Annotated in this window: 13 protein-coding genes; 11 read left to right on the top strand and 2 right to left on the bottom strand. The window is 53.9% G+C overall.

What is annotated here, in order from left to right:
* Nucleotides 1-21: 21 nt before the first annotated feature.
* The 3 genes from CDH47_RS05335 to CDH47_RS05325 all read left to right on the top strand — a co-directional run bounded on the left by CDH47_RS05335 (nucleotide 22) and on the right by CDH47_RS05325 (nucleotide 4,497).
* Nucleotides 22-2,211 (top strand): TonB-dependent receptor domain-containing protein, encoded by a 2,190-nt coding sequence (locus CDH47_RS05335; protein ID WP_100638836.1) that lies wholly within the window; start codon nucleotides 22-24, stop codon nucleotides 2,209-2,211.
* A 237-nt stretch (nucleotides 2,212-2,448) separates the two neighbouring features.
* On the top strand, nucleotides 2,449-3,408 hold the full coding sequence (locus CDH47_RS05330; RefSeq protein ID WP_420843667.1) for a cytochrome-c peroxidase: 960 nt from the start codon (nucleotides 2,449-2,451) through the stop codon (nucleotides 3,406-3,408).
* A 321-nt stretch (nucleotides 3,409-3,729) separates the two neighbouring features.
* On the top strand, nucleotides 3,730-4,497 hold the full coding sequence (locus tag CDH47_RS05325) for a substrate-binding periplasmic protein (RefSeq protein ID WP_239985586.1): 768 nt from the start codon (nucleotides 3,730-3,732) through the stop codon (nucleotides 4,495-4,497).
* A 106-nt stretch (nucleotides 4,498-4,603) separates the two neighbouring features.
* Here CDH47_RS05325 and CDH47_RS05320 read toward each other — a convergent pair whose 3' ends face one another.
* Complete coding sequence (locus tag CDH47_RS05320; RefSeq protein WP_100638833.1) at nucleotides 4,604-5,020, bottom strand: carboxymuconolactone decarboxylase family protein; 417 nt, start codon at nucleotides 5,018-5,020, stop codon at nucleotides 4,604-4,606.
* A gap of 86 nt (nucleotides 5,021-5,106) precedes the next feature.
* Nucleotides 5,107-6,927, bottom strand: coding sequence for an acyl-CoA dehydrogenase C-terminal domain-containing protein (locus CDH47_RS05315; protein ID WP_100638832.1), 1,821 nt, complete (start codon nucleotides 6,925-6,927; stop codon nucleotides 5,107-5,109).
* 595 nt (nucleotides 6,928-7,522) lie between these two features.
* Here CDH47_RS05315 and CDH47_RS05305 point away from each other — a divergent pair.
* From CDH47_RS05305 to CDH47_RS05270, 8 genes are all read left to right on the top strand, one after another.
* Complete coding sequence (locus tag CDH47_RS05305; protein ID WP_100638831.1) at nucleotides 7,523-8,617, top strand: efflux RND transporter periplasmic adaptor subunit; 1,095 nt, start codon at nucleotides 7,523-7,525, stop codon at nucleotides 8,615-8,617.
* A gap of 3 nt (nucleotides 8,618-8,620) precedes the next feature.
* Entirely contained in the window at nucleotides 8,621-11,734 is a 3,114-nt protein-coding gene (locus CDH47_RS05300) for an efflux RND transporter permease subunit (protein ID WP_100638830.1), read from the top strand.
* A gap of 38 nt (nucleotides 11,735-11,772) precedes the next feature.
* Nucleotides 11,773-13,056: an MFS transporter gene (locus tag CDH47_RS05295; protein ID WP_100638829.1), complete on the top strand. Its 1,284-nt coding sequence runs from the start codon at nucleotides 11,773-11,775 to the stop codon at nucleotides 13,054-13,056.
* A gap of 354 nt (nucleotides 13,057-13,410) precedes the next feature.
* Nucleotides 13,411-15,297 carry a tRNA uridine-5-carboxymethylaminomethyl(34) synthesis enzyme MnmG gene (mnmG, locus tag CDH47_RS05290; RefSeq protein ID WP_100638828.1) on the top strand — a complete coding sequence of 629 codons (1,887 nt, stop codon included), beginning with the start codon at nucleotides 13,411-13,413 and terminating at the stop codon, nucleotides 15,295-15,297.
* A gap of 7 nt (nucleotides 15,298-15,304) precedes the next feature.
* Complete coding sequence (rsmG, locus tag CDH47_RS05285; RefSeq protein ID WP_100638827.1) at nucleotides 15,305-15,940, top strand: 16S rRNA (guanine(527)-N(7))-methyltransferase RsmG; 636 nt, start codon at nucleotides 15,305-15,307, stop codon at nucleotides 15,938-15,940.
* Nucleotides 15,941-16,003: 63 nt separating this feature from the next.
* Nucleotides 16,004-16,798 (top strand): ParA family protein, encoded by a 795-nt coding sequence (locus CDH47_RS05280; RefSeq protein WP_100638826.1) that lies wholly within the window; start codon nucleotides 16,004-16,006, stop codon nucleotides 16,796-16,798.
* A gap of 64 nt (nucleotides 16,799-16,862) precedes the next feature.
* A complete protein-coding gene (locus tag CDH47_RS05275; RefSeq protein WP_100639310.1) occupies nucleotides 16,863-17,738 on the top strand; it encodes a ParB/RepB/Spo0J family partition protein in 876 nt (291 codons plus the stop codon).
* A gap of 205 nt (nucleotides 17,739-17,943) precedes the next feature.
* Nucleotides 17,944-18,339 carry an ATP synthase subunit I gene (locus tag CDH47_RS05270; protein ID WP_100638825.1) on the top strand — a complete coding sequence of 132 codons (396 nt, stop codon included), beginning with the start codon at nucleotides 17,944-17,946 and terminating at the stop codon, nucleotides 18,337-18,339.
* Nucleotides 18,340-18,353: the final 14 nt, after the last annotated feature.

The following is an 18,353-nucleotide window of genomic DNA, read 5'->3' as shown; positions in this document are numbered from 1 at the left end:
TAGCTCAAAAGGAAGGATGATATGTTGTTTTACCGGATAGCCACGGGCGCGGCTTGCAGCGCGCTTGTTTTCAACGCGGCTGCACAGGCGCAACCCACCGAGCTGGATGAACTGGTGGTCACTGCCTCTGGTTTTGAACAGAAAGTGACGGATGCGCCCGCCAGCATCAGCGTACTTAGCCAGCAAGATTTACAGAAAAATCAGTTTTCCAATCTGGGCGAAGCACTGGGTACAGTCGAAGGTCTGGACGTTCGCCAAAGCACCGGCAAGACTGGCGGTCTGAACATCAGTATCCGTGGCTTACCCAGTGAATACACGTTGATTCTGATTGATGGGAGGCGCCAGAACCCGCCGGGCAATGTTACCCCTAATGGTTTTGGTGATACGTCGACCAGTTTTATCCCACCGCTATCCGCCATTGACCGTATAGAAGTGATCCGCGGGCCCATGTCCACGCTTTATGGCTCTGACGCCATCGGTGGTGTGGTTAACATCATTACAAAAAAAGTATCTGACGAGTGGGTTGGCTCAGTAACCCTGGAGCGTACTTTTCAGGAAAATCGTGATTTTGGCGGGAATGGCAAGGCCAGTTTTTACACCAGCGGCCCATTAGTCGAAAGCCTGCTTGGACTGGCTGTGCGCGGAAGCGTGTTTGACAGGGAAGCATCCGATCTTGATTTTGCCGACGGTTCCGAAGCGCCGAAACGTGGCGTGGCGCCGGTGGATGGCCGCAATCATAACCTTGGTGCACGATTGACCCTGGTGCCGGCACAGGGACACGAATTTTATCTGGACGCTGAGCAGGGCCGGCAGGTTTATAACAACGATTCCTGCCAGTTGGGTACTCTGGATGGGAAAAACCGGGCTGGTTGTACAGATGACCCAGGTGCCGCTAATGGTTATTCCGATGAACTGAGGTTCAATCGGGATCAGGTGGCAATAGGGCAGTCCAGCGAGTTGGGCTTTGGTACCTGGAGCAATGACCTGACTTATAACGTCACGGAAACCGAAGGGCGTACCCTGCCAGGAACCATAGGCACGCCTTATGATGCGCCCTTCCAGAACCTGGTTGGTGGTGCCGACCGAGAGTTGGAATCCAAAGATACTGTATTCGATAGCAAGCTGGTTGCGGCCGTACTGGACAGCCACATCATCACTGTGGGTGGCCAGTACCGGGATACACGCCTTACGGATGGCTTGTCTGATACCACGTTCAAACAAGACTCCTGGGCTGTTTTTGCCGAGGATGAATGGTACTTGCAGGACAACCTCACATTGACGCTTGGCGGTCGTTACGAAGATCACAATGCGTTCTCGGGGCACTTCACTCCGCGTGCCTATCTCGTCTGGAATACCAATGCTAACTGGACTCTGAAAGGCGGTGCCAGCCAAGGCTACAAAACGCCGGATATCAACGATTTGTATAATGGCATTAACGGCGTGACTCGTCAGGGCGAAACCTTAACCATCGGAACCCCGGATCTGGAACCCGAAGAAAGCACCAACTATGAAGTGGGTGCCTACTTTGACAACCTGGACGGCTTTAAAGCCAATGCGACCGTTTTCTATACTCGTTTCAGTGACAAGATTGACACAGGCAACCCGGTCACCATCAGTGGCGATCCGTTAATTCCAGACGGTGTTTACGATCAGCTGGATAATATTGGCAAGGCCGAGACCCGTGGTGTTGAACTGGCCTCCAATTGGCAATTTGCGCCGAACTGGAGCCTCCGCAACAGCTATACTTACACAGATACGGAACAAAAAAGTGGTGTGAACAAAGGTGCACCCCTGACCAACACACCGAAGCATGTGCTGCATGCCCGCCTGAACTGGCAGGTGGCACCTCAGCTGGACCTGTGGTTGTCTGGGGAATACCGGGGCGAGCGTACCCGTTACCTGAAGAGATCGGAAAACTTCACTGCCGAAGAGCGGGCGGTTGACCAACAACTCGGCGATCTGAGCGAGTATGCGCTATTTCACTTCGGCGGTGCCTACCAGGCCAGCGAGAACGTGAAGCTTACCGCCACAATCTATAACCTGTTTGATAAAGACTTTCTGTCCGGCGGTAGTTACAGCTACCTCGACGGAAACGGTAATCAGGTAACAGACTGGGCATCTGAATACGTTTATATCAACCGGGGCATGGCAGCGGGTGGAACCGTCGAAGAGGGTAGGCGTTTGTGGCTGTCCGCTATGGTCTCATTCTGAGCCCTTGCCCCTGTTGATTTCAGAATTTGATGGTCGTCAATTTTGCTACCGGTAATTATGCCGGTAGCTTTCCTTTTATTTACAAAAATTAACCTTGTGCTAGCTTGATAGCAGTAAATCCTGTTGATGAGAGAGCACAAAATGAAACGGCAAACACTGAAGCTTGCTATCGCCGTCAGCCTCGGCCTTACCGCAGGAGCAGCCATGGCGGCAGACTTGCAGGAACGTGCGCGGGACATGTTTTCGGCGATACCCCAGTACCCACCGGTGATTGACGGCAACGAGCTGACGGAAGCGAAAGTCGAGCTTGGTAAAATGCTGTTTTTCGAACCACGCCTGTCCGCAAGTCACCTGATCAGTTGCAATACTTGCCACAACGTAGGCATGGGTGGGCACGATTACCTTCCCGTTTCTATTGGCCACGGTTGGCAAAAAGGGCCGCGTAACTCGCCTACGGTCTTTAATGCTGTCTTTAACGCAGCCCAGTTCTGGGATGGCCGGGCAGCGGACCTGGCGGAGCAGGCCAAGGGGCCGGTTCAGGCTGGTGTTGAGATGAGCAGTACACCGGCGCGCGTTGAGGCGACATTGTCCAGCATGCCAGCGTATGTGGAAAAGTTTACTCAAGCCTTTCCCGGTGAAGATAATCCGGTAACCTTCAACAACATGGCGATTGCGATCGAGGCCTATGAAGCAACGCTGATCACACCAGATGCCGATTTTGACAAGTTCCTGCGGGGTGACAAAACAGCCTTGAACGAGCAGGAACAGGAAGGTTTGGCGCTGTTTATGGATAAAGGCTGTGTGGCCTGCCATGCCGGCATTAACCTGGGCGGCCAGGAATACTACCCGTTCGGATTAGTGACCAAACCCGGGGCCGAGATATTACCTGAGGGCGATAAAGGCCGTTTTGCGGTGACTGAGACAGCCTCGGATGAATATGTATTCCGCGCATCGCCTTTGCGGAACATAGAGCTGACCGCGCCCTATTTCCATTCCGGTGCAGTCTGGAGCCTGGAAGAGGCCGTTGCTGTTATGGGTACGGCCCAGTTGGGAACGGAACTGAATGATGACGAAGTAAAGTCCATCACAGCCTTCCTGAAAACCCTGACTGGCAAAATTCCGGAAGTCCGGTACCCACTGTTACCGCCAAGCACAGACGATACACCGAAACCAGAATCCATGGTGCTGCCGCAGTAATCTGAAAAACCTTGGCTCTGTTGCCCCGTTCTTTATAATCCGGGGCGGCAGAGCCACAGGGACCTTTTTTGCACACGACTTCCTGCCGATTTCTGCTTTATATAAAAGCGCACTTATAAACGGAAACGCCGATCGCTGAAGTCTTTTCCTAAAGAAGACTGGTGTCTGTGGTTACCTTTAACTGCCATGGGGTTTACGAAAACACACATTTTACTTCTAAAATAGTAATAATCATTGCGGTACGCTACCCAGACTCGGGTTTCCAGTGCTCGTTTGAGCCCTTTGCAAGGTGGTGGATGGGTCAAGATTATGGGAGATAAAATGAGAGTATCTGAGCGTAAGGGTGTTCGTCACTTAGCACTAGTAGTGGCATTTTTAGGGAGCATGGCGTCGGGGCTGGGTTATGCATCGGATAAGTTGTATCTCTATACGGAGAACTTCCCGCCCTATAACATGAGTTCCTCCGGGCGCGCTTTTGAGCACAATGCAAATAGTATCGATGGTATTTGCACTGAAATGGTGAAAGCCATACTGCAAAATACCGACTTGGATTACGTTATCAAATTACGTAATTGGGATTATGGCTACAACCGAGCCCTGAATAAGTCGAATCATGGAGTTTTCTGTACAACGTTCACTGAGGAGCGGGAACACCTGTTTAAATGGGTAGGTCCGCTGACCAAAAACCTTTGGACAATCTTCGCGGCCAGTGGAACTGATCTGAAAATTGATAAACTGGAAGATACCAAAGGCATGGTTTATGCGGGATATCGCAATGATGTCATGACCACGTATTTGCTGGATCGCGGTTACAAGGTGTCTGCTATGGAGAGCGATGACATCAACCCCAAACGCCTTGAACTCGGCCAGGTAGACTTGTGGATTGCTGACCGGCTGGCAGGGCCATACTTCGCTTCTCAGCAAGATGTGGAAGGCCTTGAGCCGATCTTTTCATTTAATGACACTGAATTGTATCTGGCTATGAACCTGGATACTTCTGAAGAGATCATGCAAAAACTGCAGGAAGGCCTCAAGGAGATCAGGAGTAATGGCATGTACGAGGCTATAGAGACCAAGTACGGTCTTTAAACCTGATACGCAATTGCTGTCCGTTGCTGGGGGAGCTGTCTCCCCCGTCTTCCAGTCTTTCAAAAGCTTGCAGTAAACAGCCTGAATGGCTCTTTGATGACTGCAATTAATCTGATTCTGGCCTGGTTGTAATTGCCACTCCCTGCTCCGCAAAGACTTCCTGAGCCACCTTCATAGCGGTGAGTACTCTTGGAAAACCCACGTAGGGGATCAGGTGCACAAGGCAGCCGGCGATTTCATCAGGGGTTAAACCCACGTTCAGACCGGTTACCACATGCATGCCAATCTGGGGCGTGCCTTGGGCCACCAACGCCGAGATGGTGGTCAGCACCTTCTGTTTGTTGTCCAGGCCCGGGCGTGCGTAGATATCCCCAAATGCGAACTCCACCACCAGCCGGGTCAAGTCCGGCGCTATATCCTTGAAGCTCTCACCAACTTCCATGTGGCCGGTGGGGCTGTTGGCATCGGGTACCGTCAGCTCCTTGAGTTTGTCCATGCCCTTTTGAAAACGATCGGTTGTCACCACAGTCTCCTTTAATCCCGGATTCAAGAAGACTACAGGTTACTGTGGTGCCCCGGGGATAGCCAATTGTGGCTCTTTATCCGGGCTTAGCCGATAAACGCCATGTTCTCCGGATCGATCTGCATCAGGTTTCGGCTTGGGCTAAGCATGCTTGTGGCATGGGTTTGGGCCCTGGGTAGCAACCGTTCAAAATAGAACTCGGCGGTGGCCAGCTTGGCATTGTAGAAAGCCTCTGAATCGTTACCCCCTTTATCCAGGCGATCCGCTGCTGCGACCGCCTGGCGTGCCCACATATACGCCATGGTGACGTAACCGCTGTACATCAGAAAATCGTAGGAAGCCGAACTGACCACATCGCGATCCTTACGGGCAGCAAACATGATCCGCATGGTGAGCAGGTTCCACTGGGCGGTGAGTTTCAGCAGTTCCACAGCATAGGGCCGTACACGGCTATCGGTCAGGTGCTTACGGGCAAAGTTGGCGATGCGGGCGGTGAAATCCCGTACTGCTCCGCCCTTGGTGGTCAGCAATACCTTGCGGCCCAGCAGATCCAGCGCCTGAATGCCGGTGGTGCCTTCATACAGCGTGGCGATCCGGGTATCCCGGGCAATCTGTTCCATGCCGTGTTCGCGAATGTAGCCGTGGCCACCAAACACTTGCATGCCAAGGTTAGCCGCCTCGTTACCCAGTTCCGTAAGGAATCCTTTCAGAATCGGGGTCAAGAAGCCCAGTTTGTCATCGTACCTGGCGGCTTTCTTTTCATCCCCTGCGGAATGGCCTTCAACCATATGGTCTGCCAGGCGCGCGGCGTCATACAGCATGGCGCGGCCACCTTCGGCAATGGCTTTCTGGGTGAGCAGCATACGGCGCACATCGGCGTGGTGAATCAGGCTGTCGGCGACATAGTCCGGGTCTTTTTTACCGGAAAGTGCACGCATGGAGCGGCGCTCTTTGGCGTAATCCAGTGCCCACTGGTAGGACAGTTCAGCCGGGCCAACACCTTGAATGGCGGTGCCGATACGCGCTGTGTTCATAAAGGTGAACATGCACTCCAGGCCTTCGTTTTCTGGGCCGATCAGGTAGCCGATTGCCTCATCAAAGTTCATCACACAGGTGGCAGAGGCCTTGATGCCCATTTTCTTTTCCAGGCTGCCGCACACTACTGCGTTGCGCTCACCGACACCGCCGTCTGCCGCAGGCACAAACTTCGGCACAATAAACAGACTGATGCCCCGGGTGCCTTTGGGCGCACCTGGCAGGCGGGCCAGTACAATGTGAATAATGTTTTCAGTGAGGTCGTGGTCACCTGAGGAGATAAAAATCTTGGTACCGGTAATCCTGTAGCTGCCGTCTGCCTGTGGCTCGGCCTTGGTTTTTACCTGGCCCAGATCAGTGCCACACTGGGGCTCGGTGAGGCACATGGTGCCGGCCCAGCGGCCCTCGGTCATGGGCATCAAATAGGTATCCTTCTGCTCGTCAGTGCCATGCAAAAAGATGGTGTTCATGGCACCCATGGACAGGCCCGGGTACATGGAAAACGACCAGTTCGCGGTGCCCATCATTTCCTGCTTCAAAAGGCCCATGGAGGCAGGCAGGCCCTGGCCGCCAAATTCTTCCGGCGCAGAAAGCCCTTGCCAGCCACCTATCACATACTGGTTATAGGCTTCTTTATAGCCTTTGGGAGTGGTTACCTCGCCATCTTTCAGCGTACAACCTTCTTCATCACCGGGCTGGTAAAGGGGGCTTAGCTGTTCTTCGCAAAAGCGACCGCATTCGGTGAGGATAGCGTCCACGATATCGGGAGTTGCGTTTTCTCCGCTCGCCAACGATGCATAGTGTTTCGGGTAATCAAACACTTCGTTTAGCAGAAACTTCATGTCACGCAGGGGTGCCTTGTATACCGGCATAATCAATCCTCTGTACGGGTCTGGAAATCTTCAGGCGGGGGGGGGTTGTTCACCGCCAGGTTGCCTGCAGTTTTACGGCATAGTGCGGAGGAATCCATTGACGAAAAGCGCCTATGGCGGTGTCAGTAAAGACAGTCCATGAATTTGACACACGCAACCTGCTGATCGAAGAAGTCTCCTCGGGCGTATTCAGGTATCAAGAAGTAACGCGTGAATTCTGATCAGAGAGCCTGAATAACAAGGCATTTGGAGTGTTTTGCTGAATAGTGTAAAAAAATTGCAAAACCTGTGTTCTGTGTTACCCAAAGCTGGCCAGCACTCTATACTCGTGTTTATAGCGGTATTGTTGATGTTAGGGGGCTGCTCTGGCCCTGCACTAACGGACTATGCAGAACGCGGGCCCAGGCTCGCTCCTGAAGACATTTTTATAGTGAACTAAGTGCCCGCGGCGTGGTCAAGGACAGGTCCGGTAACACCCGATACATTGATTAACCTGACCACCATGAGCAAATGGGGGGTGATGTCGGTGAACTGGTGCTTGTGATACAGAAAAAATAACACCCGGCGAAGGCCGGTCTGTCTGCTGGAAAAATTTATGTTGAAACAATGGCTGATAGCTTTGCTGCTGGTTGTATTGGCAATTGGTGCGGCGTTTGTTTATCGGGGTATGGATGAATCGTCTCAGGCAAAAGATACCTCTGAGCGGCCCGCCAGCGCGGTAAATACGGTATTGCCGGTAACCGATAGAGTGCGGGATGAGGTGAGGGCCGTTGGCAGCCTGAAAGCCCTGAGTGCCGTTAAGCTCACCACAGAAACCAGCGGTCGCGTGGTGGAGATCAACCTGAAATCCGGCCGTCAGGTAAAGCAGGGTGATCTGTTATTGCGACTTGATGACCGGCAGGCCAGGGCAGATTTGGGTGTTATCGAAGCGCAACTGGCGGATGCACGACGCCAATATGAGCGAGCCAGAAGCCTGCGCGACAGGAATAGCATATCCCAATCCCTCGTAGACGAACTGAGAACGGCGGTAGAGGTGTCTGAAGCCCAGCGCACCGCTGCCAAAGTCAGGCTGGAAAATCACCGCATTGAAGCGCCGTTTTCCGGTGCGGCAGGATTGAGCAATATCAGCATCGGTGCCTACATCACCGCAGGAACCACGATCACCACATTGGATTCCACCTCCTCTATGGAACTGAACTTCTCCATTCCGGAGCGTTTTCTTGGCCAGATACACCCAGGCCAGAAGGTTCAGGGCCGCTCTCCTGCCTACCCTGAGCAGGTGTTCAGTGGAGAGCTGGTTGAATTGGGCAGCCGCATTGATGAATTAAGCCGCTCATTACCGGTTCGTGCTCTTATCGATAATGCCGACGGGCGGCTGCGCCCGGGTCAGTTTATGTCTGTGAGCCTTACATTACGTGAACGGCAGGCTCTGGTGATTCCCGAGCAGGCGGTTATGGTTCGTGGCTCTGAGCAGTATGTATTTGTGGCAGAAGACGGTGTTGCCCGGCGGGTGTCAGTTACTTTGGGATCACGCATGCCAGGTCGCGTCGAGATTGCCCAAGGGTTAACAGTGGAAGACCTGGTGGTGGTGACTGGCCAGGATCGGCTTAGCAGCGGTGATCGCATTCGAGTGCTAGATGATGAAAATGCGATTCCAAGCAACCGGTTTATCCAGTCTGTGGAGTCCTGATCCGTGATTCTTTCAGATGTTTCCATAAAACGCCCGGTGTTCGCCACGGTATTAAGCCTGCTGATTGTGGTGTTTGGGCTGGCCGCTTTATTCGGACTGCCGGTGCGCGAGTATCCCGACATAGATCCACCCGTGGTGTCTGTGTCCACCAGTTACACGGGTGCGGCCGCTGAGGTGGTTGATACCCAGATCACCCAGATAGTGGAAGGAGCTATCAGTGGCATAGAAGGCATCCGCTCTATCCAGTCATCGACTCGTCAGGGCAGGTCTTATACCAGTATCGAGTTTTCTGCGAGCCGGGATGTGGACATTGCGGCTAACGATATTCGCGATGCAATTTCGCGCGTTAACAACCAGTTGCCGGATGAAGCCGATCCGCCGGTGGTGCGCAAAGCGGATTCCGATGCCCGCCCAATGATGTGGGTGACCCTGCGCAGCGATATCTGGGATTCCGCACAAATGAGTGACTACGCCGACCGGGTTCTTGCAGACAGGCTGGCGGTTGTGGATGGCGTTGCCGATGTGCGCATTGGAGGTGAACGCCGCTACGCCATTCGCGTTTGGCTCGATCGGGAACGCCTGGCAGCGCGGGATATTACCGTGGCCGAAGTGGAGCGAGCCTTGCGCGCCAACAACGTAGAGCTACCTGCAGGCTCGGTAGATTCCTCCACCCGTAACTTTACCGTGCGAGCAGAAGGCCGCTTGGCAACCGTTGAAGAATTCCGCGAGCTGGTGGTTCGCCGGGATGGTAATCAGCTGCTGCGTCTTGGGGAAGTCGCCAATGTAGTGATGGGTGTGGAATCGGATATCGGGCGCTTGCGGGCCAACGGCCAAACGGCCATTGGTATGGGCGTTATCCGGCAGTCCAAGGCTAATACCGTAGCAGTATCCGATGCTGTCCGGGGGGAGCTGGATAAAATCCGGGAAACCCTGCCGCCGGAAATAAGCATCACTGAAAGCTATGACGAATCCATATTTATTCGTGCCTCTATTCGCGAGGTAATGATCACCCTGGCGATTGCGGTCTCTCTGGTTATTCTGGTGATCTTCCTGTTCCTGCGTTCCTGGCGCGCTACGTTGATTCCCGCAGTAACCATTCCTGTAGCGGTCATTGGCGCCTTCATCGGCTTGGGCTTTCTGGGCTTTTCCATCAACGTACTGACCTTGCTGGCGGTTATTCTCGCCATCGGGTTGGTGGTAGACGACGCCATTGTGATGCTGGAAAACATCCAGCGCCGAATTGACAAGGGCGAGCCGCCATTGCTGGCCGCCTATCGAGGTGCCAGGCAGGTAGCCTTTGCGGTTATTGCTACCACCCTTACCCTGGTGGCGGTGTTTGTGCCCATCTCGTTTATGGGTGGCAACATAGGCCGGCTGTTTGCGGAGTTTGGTTTTACTCTTGCGGCGGCGGTTGTGGTGTCCAGTCTGGTGGCACTTACCCTCGCACCCATGCTTTGTTCGAAGTGGCTAAAACGCAGCCCGGAAAGTGAGGAAGGGCATGGATTTTGGGCCGTCATCGAAAAAGTGCTGAACGGACTCACCCATGGTTATGAACGGTTACTGCGGTTTTCACTCAATCAAGCTGGCCTGGTTCTGGGTATTGGCCTGGTTGGGCTGGTTGTGGCGGTGGTGATATACCCGAAACTGCCGCAAGAGCTGGCTCCTATTGAGGACAGAGGCACTATTATTATGCCCGCCAACGCCCCTCGTGGAGCTACGGTGCAGTACACCGATCACTACGTAAAACAGGCGGAAGAAAAGCTCATGCCGTATCTTGAGGATGGCTCTGCCAGTCGCATGCTGTCCATTGTCGGTTTTCGTGACCGAGAAGACAGCGCCTTCATTATTATGGGGCTGGCCCCTTGGGATGAGCGGGACATCAAACAGCAGCAGGTAACCAGCGAGATACGAGACAAATTTGCTGATATTTCCGGCATTCGCATGGTGGCGATCAATCCTCCAGGGCTGGGGCAGCGTGGTTTCAGCCAGCCAGTGGAGTTTGTGGTTGCCGGGCCGGATTATGACTCCGTGCAGGCCTGGAGTGATGAGCTGGTAGAGCGAGCGAAAGACAACCCCAATCTACTGAACCTGCAAACGGACTTTGAACTGACTCGGCCCGAACTCAGTGTAGCCATTGATCGTGAGCGTGCAGCAGATCTGGATATCACCGTTCAGGATGTGGGCCTTACGCTGCAAACCATGCTGGCATCACGAAAGGTGACCACCTATCTGGAGCGTGGTCGCGAGTACGATGTCATCATGCAGGCTGATGACGCCAGCCGCGCCACACCCTCGGATCTTGGTCAGATATTTTTACGCCCCAGAGAGGGTGGTGATCTGATTCCACTGCAGGCATTGGTGTCGATTGCCGAGAAGGGGGCAAACCCCGATCTTCGCCGCATCGATCGGCTGCCGGCGGTGGTCATCAGTGGTTCGCTGGCGGATGGTTACGATCTTGGCTCGGCGCTGACCTATCTGAATACACTGGCGGTGGACACTTTGCCGCCTGAGGCGCGGTTGAGTTACCAGGGGCTGAGCCGGGAGTTTCAGGAATCCTCCTCCGCTATCTATGTCACTTTTGGTCTGGCCTTCATTATTGTGTTTCTGGTGCTGGCGGCCCAGTTTGAGAGCTGGATTCATCCACTGATCATCATGCTCCCGGTGCCATTGGCAGTAACGGGAGCGTTAATGGCATTGTGGTGGAGCGGTATCAGCCTGAATATCTACAGCCAGATTGGAATCGTCATGCTGCTGGGGCTGATGTCGAAAAATGGCATATTGATTGTGGAGTTTGCCAACCAACTGCGAGACGAAGGCTATGCGGTAAAAGAGGCCATACTGGCAGGCGCTTCTTTGCGCTTCCGCCCTGTGCTCATGACGACTATATCCACCGTTTTCGGTGCGGTGCCTTTGGTTATTGCTACGGGTGCCGGGGCAGAGAGCCGAGCGGCAATTGGTATGGTGATCCTTGGCGGGCTGATATTTGCGACCACGCTTACGCTGTTCATCATCCCTGTGCTCTATAATTTGCTGGCCGGCTTTGCCAAATCAGCTAATGCAATTGAACATGAGCTGGAGCGTCAGGCATCTTTATCCCAAGCCAGTTCGTCCGATTAAAGAGCGGGCTGGAGTGACCTCTTAACCCGGATGTAGTCATGGCCACACACAGCCAGTTCCGTTTACTGGGGCAGCGGCGATTTTTGCCGTTTTACCTTACCCAGTTCTCGGGAGCCTTTAACGATAACCTCTATAAAAACGCGCTTTTGTTGCTGATCGCCTATCAGACCACGGGTTTGATGGGATTATCGGTGAACACGGTCATCAACCTGGCAGCGTTTCTGTTTATTCTGCCGTTTTTTCTGTTCTCCGGCATTGCTGGCCAGATGGCGGATCGCTATGAGAAAGCAGCAATTATCCGCAAGGTAAAACTGGCGGAAATAGGCATCATGACGTTGGCGACCATAGCGCTCTGGCTTGGTTGGTACGAAGGGTTGTTGGTGCTGTTGTTTCTGATGGGCACCCAGTCTACTTTTTTTGGGCCGGTGAAATACGCCATTTTGCCTCAGGTGCTTCACGATGATGAGTTGGTAGGCGGCAATGGCCTCGTAAGCATGGGCACGTTTGTGGCCATCTTGCTGGGCACCATAGCCGCCGGCTTGCTTATGGGGCTTGAGGGAGCTGCAAAGCTCATGGCTATGAGTGTTTTAGTGATAGCGGTTCTAGGGTATGTCGCAGCACGGCAGGTGCCCGACACCGGAGTGGCCAGTAACGAACAAGCGGTGCGCATACGCCCGGTTATGGAAACCTGGCGGCTGATGAGTGTCGCGGCTGAACGCAAACCCGTGCTCTGGGCCATTCTGGCAATTTCCTGGTTCTGGTTTCTTGGTGCGGCCTACCTCACGCAGTTCCCCAACTTCGCTCAAAGTGATCTTCGAGGTGACGAAACCGTAGTCACACTATTGTTGTCCATGTTTATCGTAGGAATTTCGATTGGATCAATGCTCTGTGAGCGTCTGACACGGCACAGAATTTCACTGGCTCCAGTGCCTTGGGGCGCCTTGGGCCTGACTCTGTTCGGGGTGGATGTGTTCTTTGCTGTGCCTGCCAGCCCGGGGTCATCCACCTGGTGGACACTGCTAACCGACCCGGTTTATATCCGGGTATTGCTCGATCTGGTAGGCATAGGCGTGTGCGGTGGTTTGTTCATTGTGCCTCTTTACGCGTTTATCCAGCATGAAACCCCCGAACATAAACGTGCGCGAATCATTGCCGCACTTAACGTGATAAACGCTTTGTTTATGGTTGTGAGTGCGCTCACCGGCATAGTGGTGCTCGGGATTATGGACGTGGGGATTCCCGGCTTCTTCCTGCTGCTGTCGCTGGCCAACGGGCTTGTACTCATCGCCGTATGGCGCCTGAGGCGGCGAGCAGTGTGCTAATCTGTGGATAAATGGTTGAATAAGCTGCGCACAAGCTTTGGATGGTTTTTAGTAATAGTAAATAAAACAAAGGCTTGCTTGTCAATGCTGGTTGTTGAAAGGCGATAGTTTTTGTGGATAACTTTATTGAAAACTTTTGTTAGGAGAGCCGCCCAAGCCTATGAAAACCCGGTGATTTCAGTTTTCCACAAGCCGAAAAACGGTGTGGGGCAGGTATTTGCCCCAGCGTTTGCCACTTAACGATTGCGGTTTATAGGTACTTCTGGTTAAAAATTGCACATTCTGACTGCAATTTCCCGGGTGAAACGTTATACTCCCGCCCTGTTTTTATCCCCCCGATTTCTGAGGTGAACTGTGGATTTCCCAACCCGTTTCGATGTGATTGTCATTGGTGGTGGCCATGCCGGTACCGAAGCCGCTCTAGCGGCGGCGCGCATGGGCTCGCAAACCCTGCTGCTGACCCACAACATCGAAACCCTGGGCCAGATGTCCTGTAACCCCGCCATTGGCGGTATCGGGAAAAGCCATCTGGTGAAGGAAATTGACGCCCTTGGCGGTGCCATGGCGCAGGCCACAGACCTGGCGGGAATCCAGTTCCGCGTGCTCAACAGCCGCAAAGGCCCGGCCGTGCGGGCCACCCGTGCCCAGGCCGACCGGGTATTGTACAAGGCCGCCATTCGTTACACTCTTGAAAACGAGCCCAATCTGACCCTGTTTCAGCAGGCGGCAGATGATCTGATTGTGGAAAACGATCAGGTTACCGGCGTGGTATCCCAGACAGGTATCCGGTTTAACGCCAAAACCGTGGTGTTGACCACGGGCACCTTCCTCGGCGGGGTTATCCACATTGGCATGCAGCAGCATTCCGGCGGCCGTGCCGGCGATGCGCCCGCCAATGCACTGGCGAAGCGGTTGCGGGAGCTGCCGTTTAATGTAGGCCGCCTGAAAACCGGTACGCCGCCACGCATTGATGCCCGCAGTGTCGATTTCTCTGTGATGCAGGAGCAGTGGGGCGACAACCCTGCGCCGGTTATGTCATTTATTGGCAGTCGCGACCAGCACCCCGACCAGGTTTGCTGCTATGTAACCCGCACTACCGAGCAGACCCACGACATTATCCGCAGTGGCTTTGACCGTTCGCCCATGTTTGCGGGCAATATTGAAGGTGTCGGGCCGCGTTACTGCCCGTCCATCGAAGACAAGGTCAATCGGTTTGCCGACAAGGATTCCCACCAGATTTTTGTGGAGCCGGAAGGCCTGACAACCAACGAGCTATACCCCAACGGCATCTCCACCAGTCTGCCGTTCGATATCCAGCTGGCGGCCGTGCGCTCGATCCCTGGTTTTGAGAATGCCCATATCACCCGGCCGGGTTACGCCATCGAATACGACTACCTGAACCCCCAGGATCTGCGCCACACTCTGGAAACCAAGTTTATCCAGGGGCTGTATTTTGCTGGCCAGATCAACGGCACCACCGGCTACGAAGAAGCCGGCGCCCAAGGCTTGCTGGCGGGCTTGAACGCCTCCTTGCGGGCGCAGGGCAAAAGCGAATGGTACCCGCGCCGGGATGAGGCCTACCTCGGAGTGCTGGTGGACGATCTGATCACCATGGGCACCAAAGAGCCTTACCGCATGTTTACCAGCCGTGCTGAATACCGTTTGATTCTGCGTGAAGATAACGCCGATCTGCGGCTGACTGAGACCGGTCGCAAGCTGGGCCTGGTGAACGATGAACGCTGGGAAAAGTTCAGTGAAAAGTGTGAAGCCATATCGAGTGAGCGTAAGCGGCTTGAAACCACGCGCATTCACCCGTCCACGGACGCAGCCGAGCGCGCCAATGCTTACCTTAAGCAACCTATGACCCGCGATAACACATTGGCAGAACTGCTTCGCCGCCCGGAAATCAGCTATAGCCATATTGCTGAAATCGGTGCCGCACAAGCAGATGACCCGGTGGTAGCGGAACAGGTTGAAATCGAAATCAAATACGAAGGTTATATCTCTCGCCAGACCGACGAAATTGAACGGTTACGCCGGAATGAGAACACCGCGCTGCCCATAGATCTGGATTACGATGTGATCGGTGGCCTTTCCAACGAAATCAAACAGAAACTGAAAGAAGTGCGGCCAGAAACGGTTGCTCAGGCTTCGCGAATCCAGGGTGTTACGCCGGCTGCAATCTCGCAGGTTCTTGTTCATCTGAAGAAGCGAGAGCTTCTCCGCAAGCAGACTGCTTGATACAAACATGACACAAGCACTTTGGCAGCGTCAGCTCGGGGAAGGGCTGGCACACATGCAAATTCCCCTCAGTGGAGCCCAGCAACAACAGTTGTTGGCGTTTTTGGCATTGCTCAATAAGTGGAACCGGGCCTACAACCTGACAGCCGTGCGGGACGAGCGTCAAATGGTTTCCCGGCAACTATTGGACAGCCTCAGTATTTTGCCCTGGGTAACGACAGAACACTTGCTCGATGTTGGTGCCGGTGGCGGTTTGCCGGGTATTCCTCTGGCCATTGTGCTTCCAGAACGGCGTTTTACCTTGCTGGACAGCAACGGCAAGAAAACCCGCTTTCTGAACCAGTGTGTACTGGAGCTCGGCCTTAATAATGTAGACGTTATTCATGGCCGGGCAGAAGACTGTAAACCGGAGCAGCCATACACCCAGATCAGTAGCCGTGCCTTTACCGCCCTGGAGAATCTGGTCAACTGGTGCGAAGGGTTGCTGGCGAACAACGGCAGCTTTCTTGCCATGAAAGGGCAGTATCCGGATGATGAGGTGGCTGCCCTTCCTGCTGGCTGGCAGGTATCATCTACGCATTCCCTGAATGTTCCCGGCGCAGGCGGCGAGAGACACCTGCTGGTTGTGAGCCGGGTTGATTAGTCCCGACAGGGAGTAATTCGCGACCGTATTCAGTAATTGTATCCATCAACAAGGAGGCGAGACATGGCGCGCGTGATTGCAGTGACCAATCAGAAAGGCGGTGTGGGAAAAACCACCACCTGCGTCAATCTTGCCGCTTCATTGGCCGCCACCAAGCGCCGGGTTTTGCTGGTGGATATGGATCCCCAGGGCAATGCCACCATGGGCAGTGGTGTGGATAAAAACAACCTGAAACTTTCCGGTTACGACCTGCTTACCAAGCGCGCGTCGGCTGCCGAAGTGATTGTCCCGGCGGAAGCCTCCGGCTTTGACATTATTCCTTCCAACGGTGATTTGACCGCCGCTGAGGTGGAGTTGATGAATGAAATTGGTCGCGAACACCGGCTAAGGCTCGCCATTAACAGTGTTCGGGAAAACTACGACTACATTCTGATCGATTGCCCACCTTCACTGAGCCTGTTAACCGTAAATGCGTTGTCTGCAGCTGACTCTATCTTTATTCCCATGCAGTGTGAGTATTACGCCCTGGAGGGTCTGGCTGCACTGATGAATACAGTGGAGCAGATCAAGGAGACAGTTAATCCGAACCTTGAAATTGAAGGCATTCTCAGAACCATGTACGACCCCCGGAGCAGCCTCACACGGGATGTGTCCGGCCAGCTGACCGAGTACTTCGGGGATCAGGTTTACCGGGTGGTTATTCCGCGTAACGTGCGCCTTGCTGAAGCGCCCAGCTATGGCATGCCAGCGTTAAAGTATGACAAAGCGTCGAAAGGGGCCATCGCTTATCTGGCCCTGGCTGGGGAAATGGTGCGCCGCCACGGGGCGAAAAAGACATCTGCTTCGGTTGCGGTGTAACATATTAGCTCGTTTGTTTATATAAGATGCACAACGACTATCAACAGGAAGAATGACTGATACCATGGCGGCGAAGAAACGAGGATTGGGTGAGCGTGGGCTAGGAGCCTTGCTGGCCGGATCCAGGGTTAACCTGGATCAGGAGCTGAAAAGCCACGACGGTGAGTTGCGACAGGTTCCGATTGATCTGATCCAGCGCGGCCGTTATCAGCCACGACGCGACATGGATCCTGCCGCTTTACAGGAATTGGCCGACTCCATTCGCCAACAGGGCGTAATGCAGCCGGTTGTGGTGCGCCCCTTAGCAGAGGGTCGGTATGAACTGATTGCTGGCGAGCGTCGCTGGCGTGCCACCCAGATGGCCGAACTGGATAGCATTCCGGCCATCATCCGCGATGTTTCCGACGAAGCTGCCATTGCCATGGCGCTCATTGAGAACATTCAGCGGGAAAATCTCAACCCCATAGAAGAGGCGTTCGCACTGCAGCGTTTGCAGGAAGAGTTTGGCCTGACTCAGGCCCAGGTGGCTGAAGCAGTAGGTAAATCCCGCACGACCATCACCAATCTTCTGCGCCTGATTGGTTTAACCGAAGATGTGCGGTTAATGCTGGAGCACGGTGATCTGGAAATGGGGCACGGCCGGGCCATGCTGACCCTTTCGCCAGAACAGCAGATGCAGGTGGCGAAACAGGTTGTTGCCAAATCGCTCTCTGTACGACAGACCGAAGCGCTTGTGCGCCGGTTACAGCAAGAGGCGTCAGCAGGGAAACCTGCGAAAAAGGGCGCGCTCGACCCGAACATACGCGCACTTCAGGATGACTTGGCTGAGCGCCTGGGAGCAAAAGTTTCCATAGATCATGGCCAGCGAGGCAAAGGAAAACTGGTCATAGAGTACAGCTCGCTCGATGAGTTGGACGGCATTCTTGGTCATATCCGCTAATCACGAGTAAAAAACTGCCTATAGGCCCAAAGACCTACAACCACCAGATGTCGTGACCGCAACAGACGCAAAGCACTAATTGTGTGATAGATAACAGTTCTAAAGTCTGAGATGGTGAAATTTTAGCCAGTATTCGTGCAGAGTCTGGTTGAACAACAAGTGCTTAAAACATATAATTTCGCGCGATTGGAAATACGGTGGTGATATGAAATCCCGGCAAGCTCGAATCACCCATGTTCCTTTAGCCCGTTGGTTGGCGATCGAGTTCAGCGGGTTAGGCATTTTCAGCTTGTTGTGGTTGGTGCTACATAGCCCATTGGCAGCTTATTCCGCATTTGTTGGCGGTCTTATATTTATAGTGCCAAATGCCTGGTTTGTACATCGGGTTTATCGTTACCAGGGCGCTCGTAATGCGCACCTGATGGTGGGAAATTTGTTTCGGGCGGAAACCACTAAAATCGCCCTTACCGCAATTTTTTTCGCGGCCGTTTTCACTTTAATGGAGCCGGTATACGTACCGGCTCTGTTATTCACTTTTGCTGTGATGGTCATAGCGGGCGGCGCCTTGCGCTGGCTGATACGGCCGCAACCACGGCGATGATGGGACGAGAGCAG

Source organism: Marinobacter salexigens (genome assembly GCF_002806945.1).
GTDB lineage: Bacteria > Pseudomonadota > Gammaproteobacteria > Pseudomonadales > Oleiphilaceae > Marinobacter > Marinobacter salexigens.
This window is presented reverse-complemented; position numbering and strand designations above follow the sequence as displayed.

Excerpts from the sequence above, each read along its gene's own strand:
- CDH47_RS05335 (WP_100638836.1), top strand. The coding sequence starts at position 22 with ATGTTGTTTTACCGGATAGCCACGGGCGCGGCTTGCAGCGCGCTTGTT.
- CDH47_RS05330 (WP_420843667.1), top strand. The coding sequence starts at position 2,449 with ATGTTTTCGGCGATACCCCAGTACCCACCGGTGATTGACGGCAACGAG.
- CDH47_RS05325 (WP_239985586.1), top strand. The coding sequence starts at position 3,730 with ATGAGAGTATCTGAGCGTAAGGGTGTTCGTCACTTAGCACTAGTAGTG.
- CDH47_RS05315 (WP_100638832.1), bottom strand. The coding sequence starts at position 6,927 with ATGCCGGTATACAAGGCACCCCTGCGTGACATGAAGTTTCTGCTAAAC.
- CDH47_RS05305 (WP_100638831.1), top strand. The coding sequence starts at position 7,523 with ATGTTGAAACAATGGCTGATAGCTTTGCTGCTGGTTGTATTGGCAATT.
- CDH47_RS05295 (WP_100638829.1), top strand. The coding sequence starts at position 11,773 with ATGGCCACACACAGCCAGTTCCGTTTACTGGGGCAGCGGCGATTTTTG.
- rsmG (WP_100638827.1), top strand. The coding sequence starts at position 15,305 with ATGACACAAGCACTTTGGCAGCGTCAGCTCGGGGAAGGGCTGGCACAC.
- CDH47_RS05280 (WP_100638826.1), top strand. The coding sequence starts at position 16,004 with ATGGCGCGCGTGATTGCAGTGACCAATCAGAAAGGCGGTGTGGGAAAA.
- CDH47_RS05275 (WP_100639310.1), top strand. The coding sequence starts at position 16,863 with ATGGCGGCGAAGAAACGAGGATTGGGTGAGCGTGGGCTAGGAGCCTTG.
- CDH47_RS05270 (WP_100638825.1), top strand. The coding sequence starts at position 17,944 with ATGAAATCCCGGCAAGCTCGAATCACCCATGTTCCTTTAGCCCGTTGG.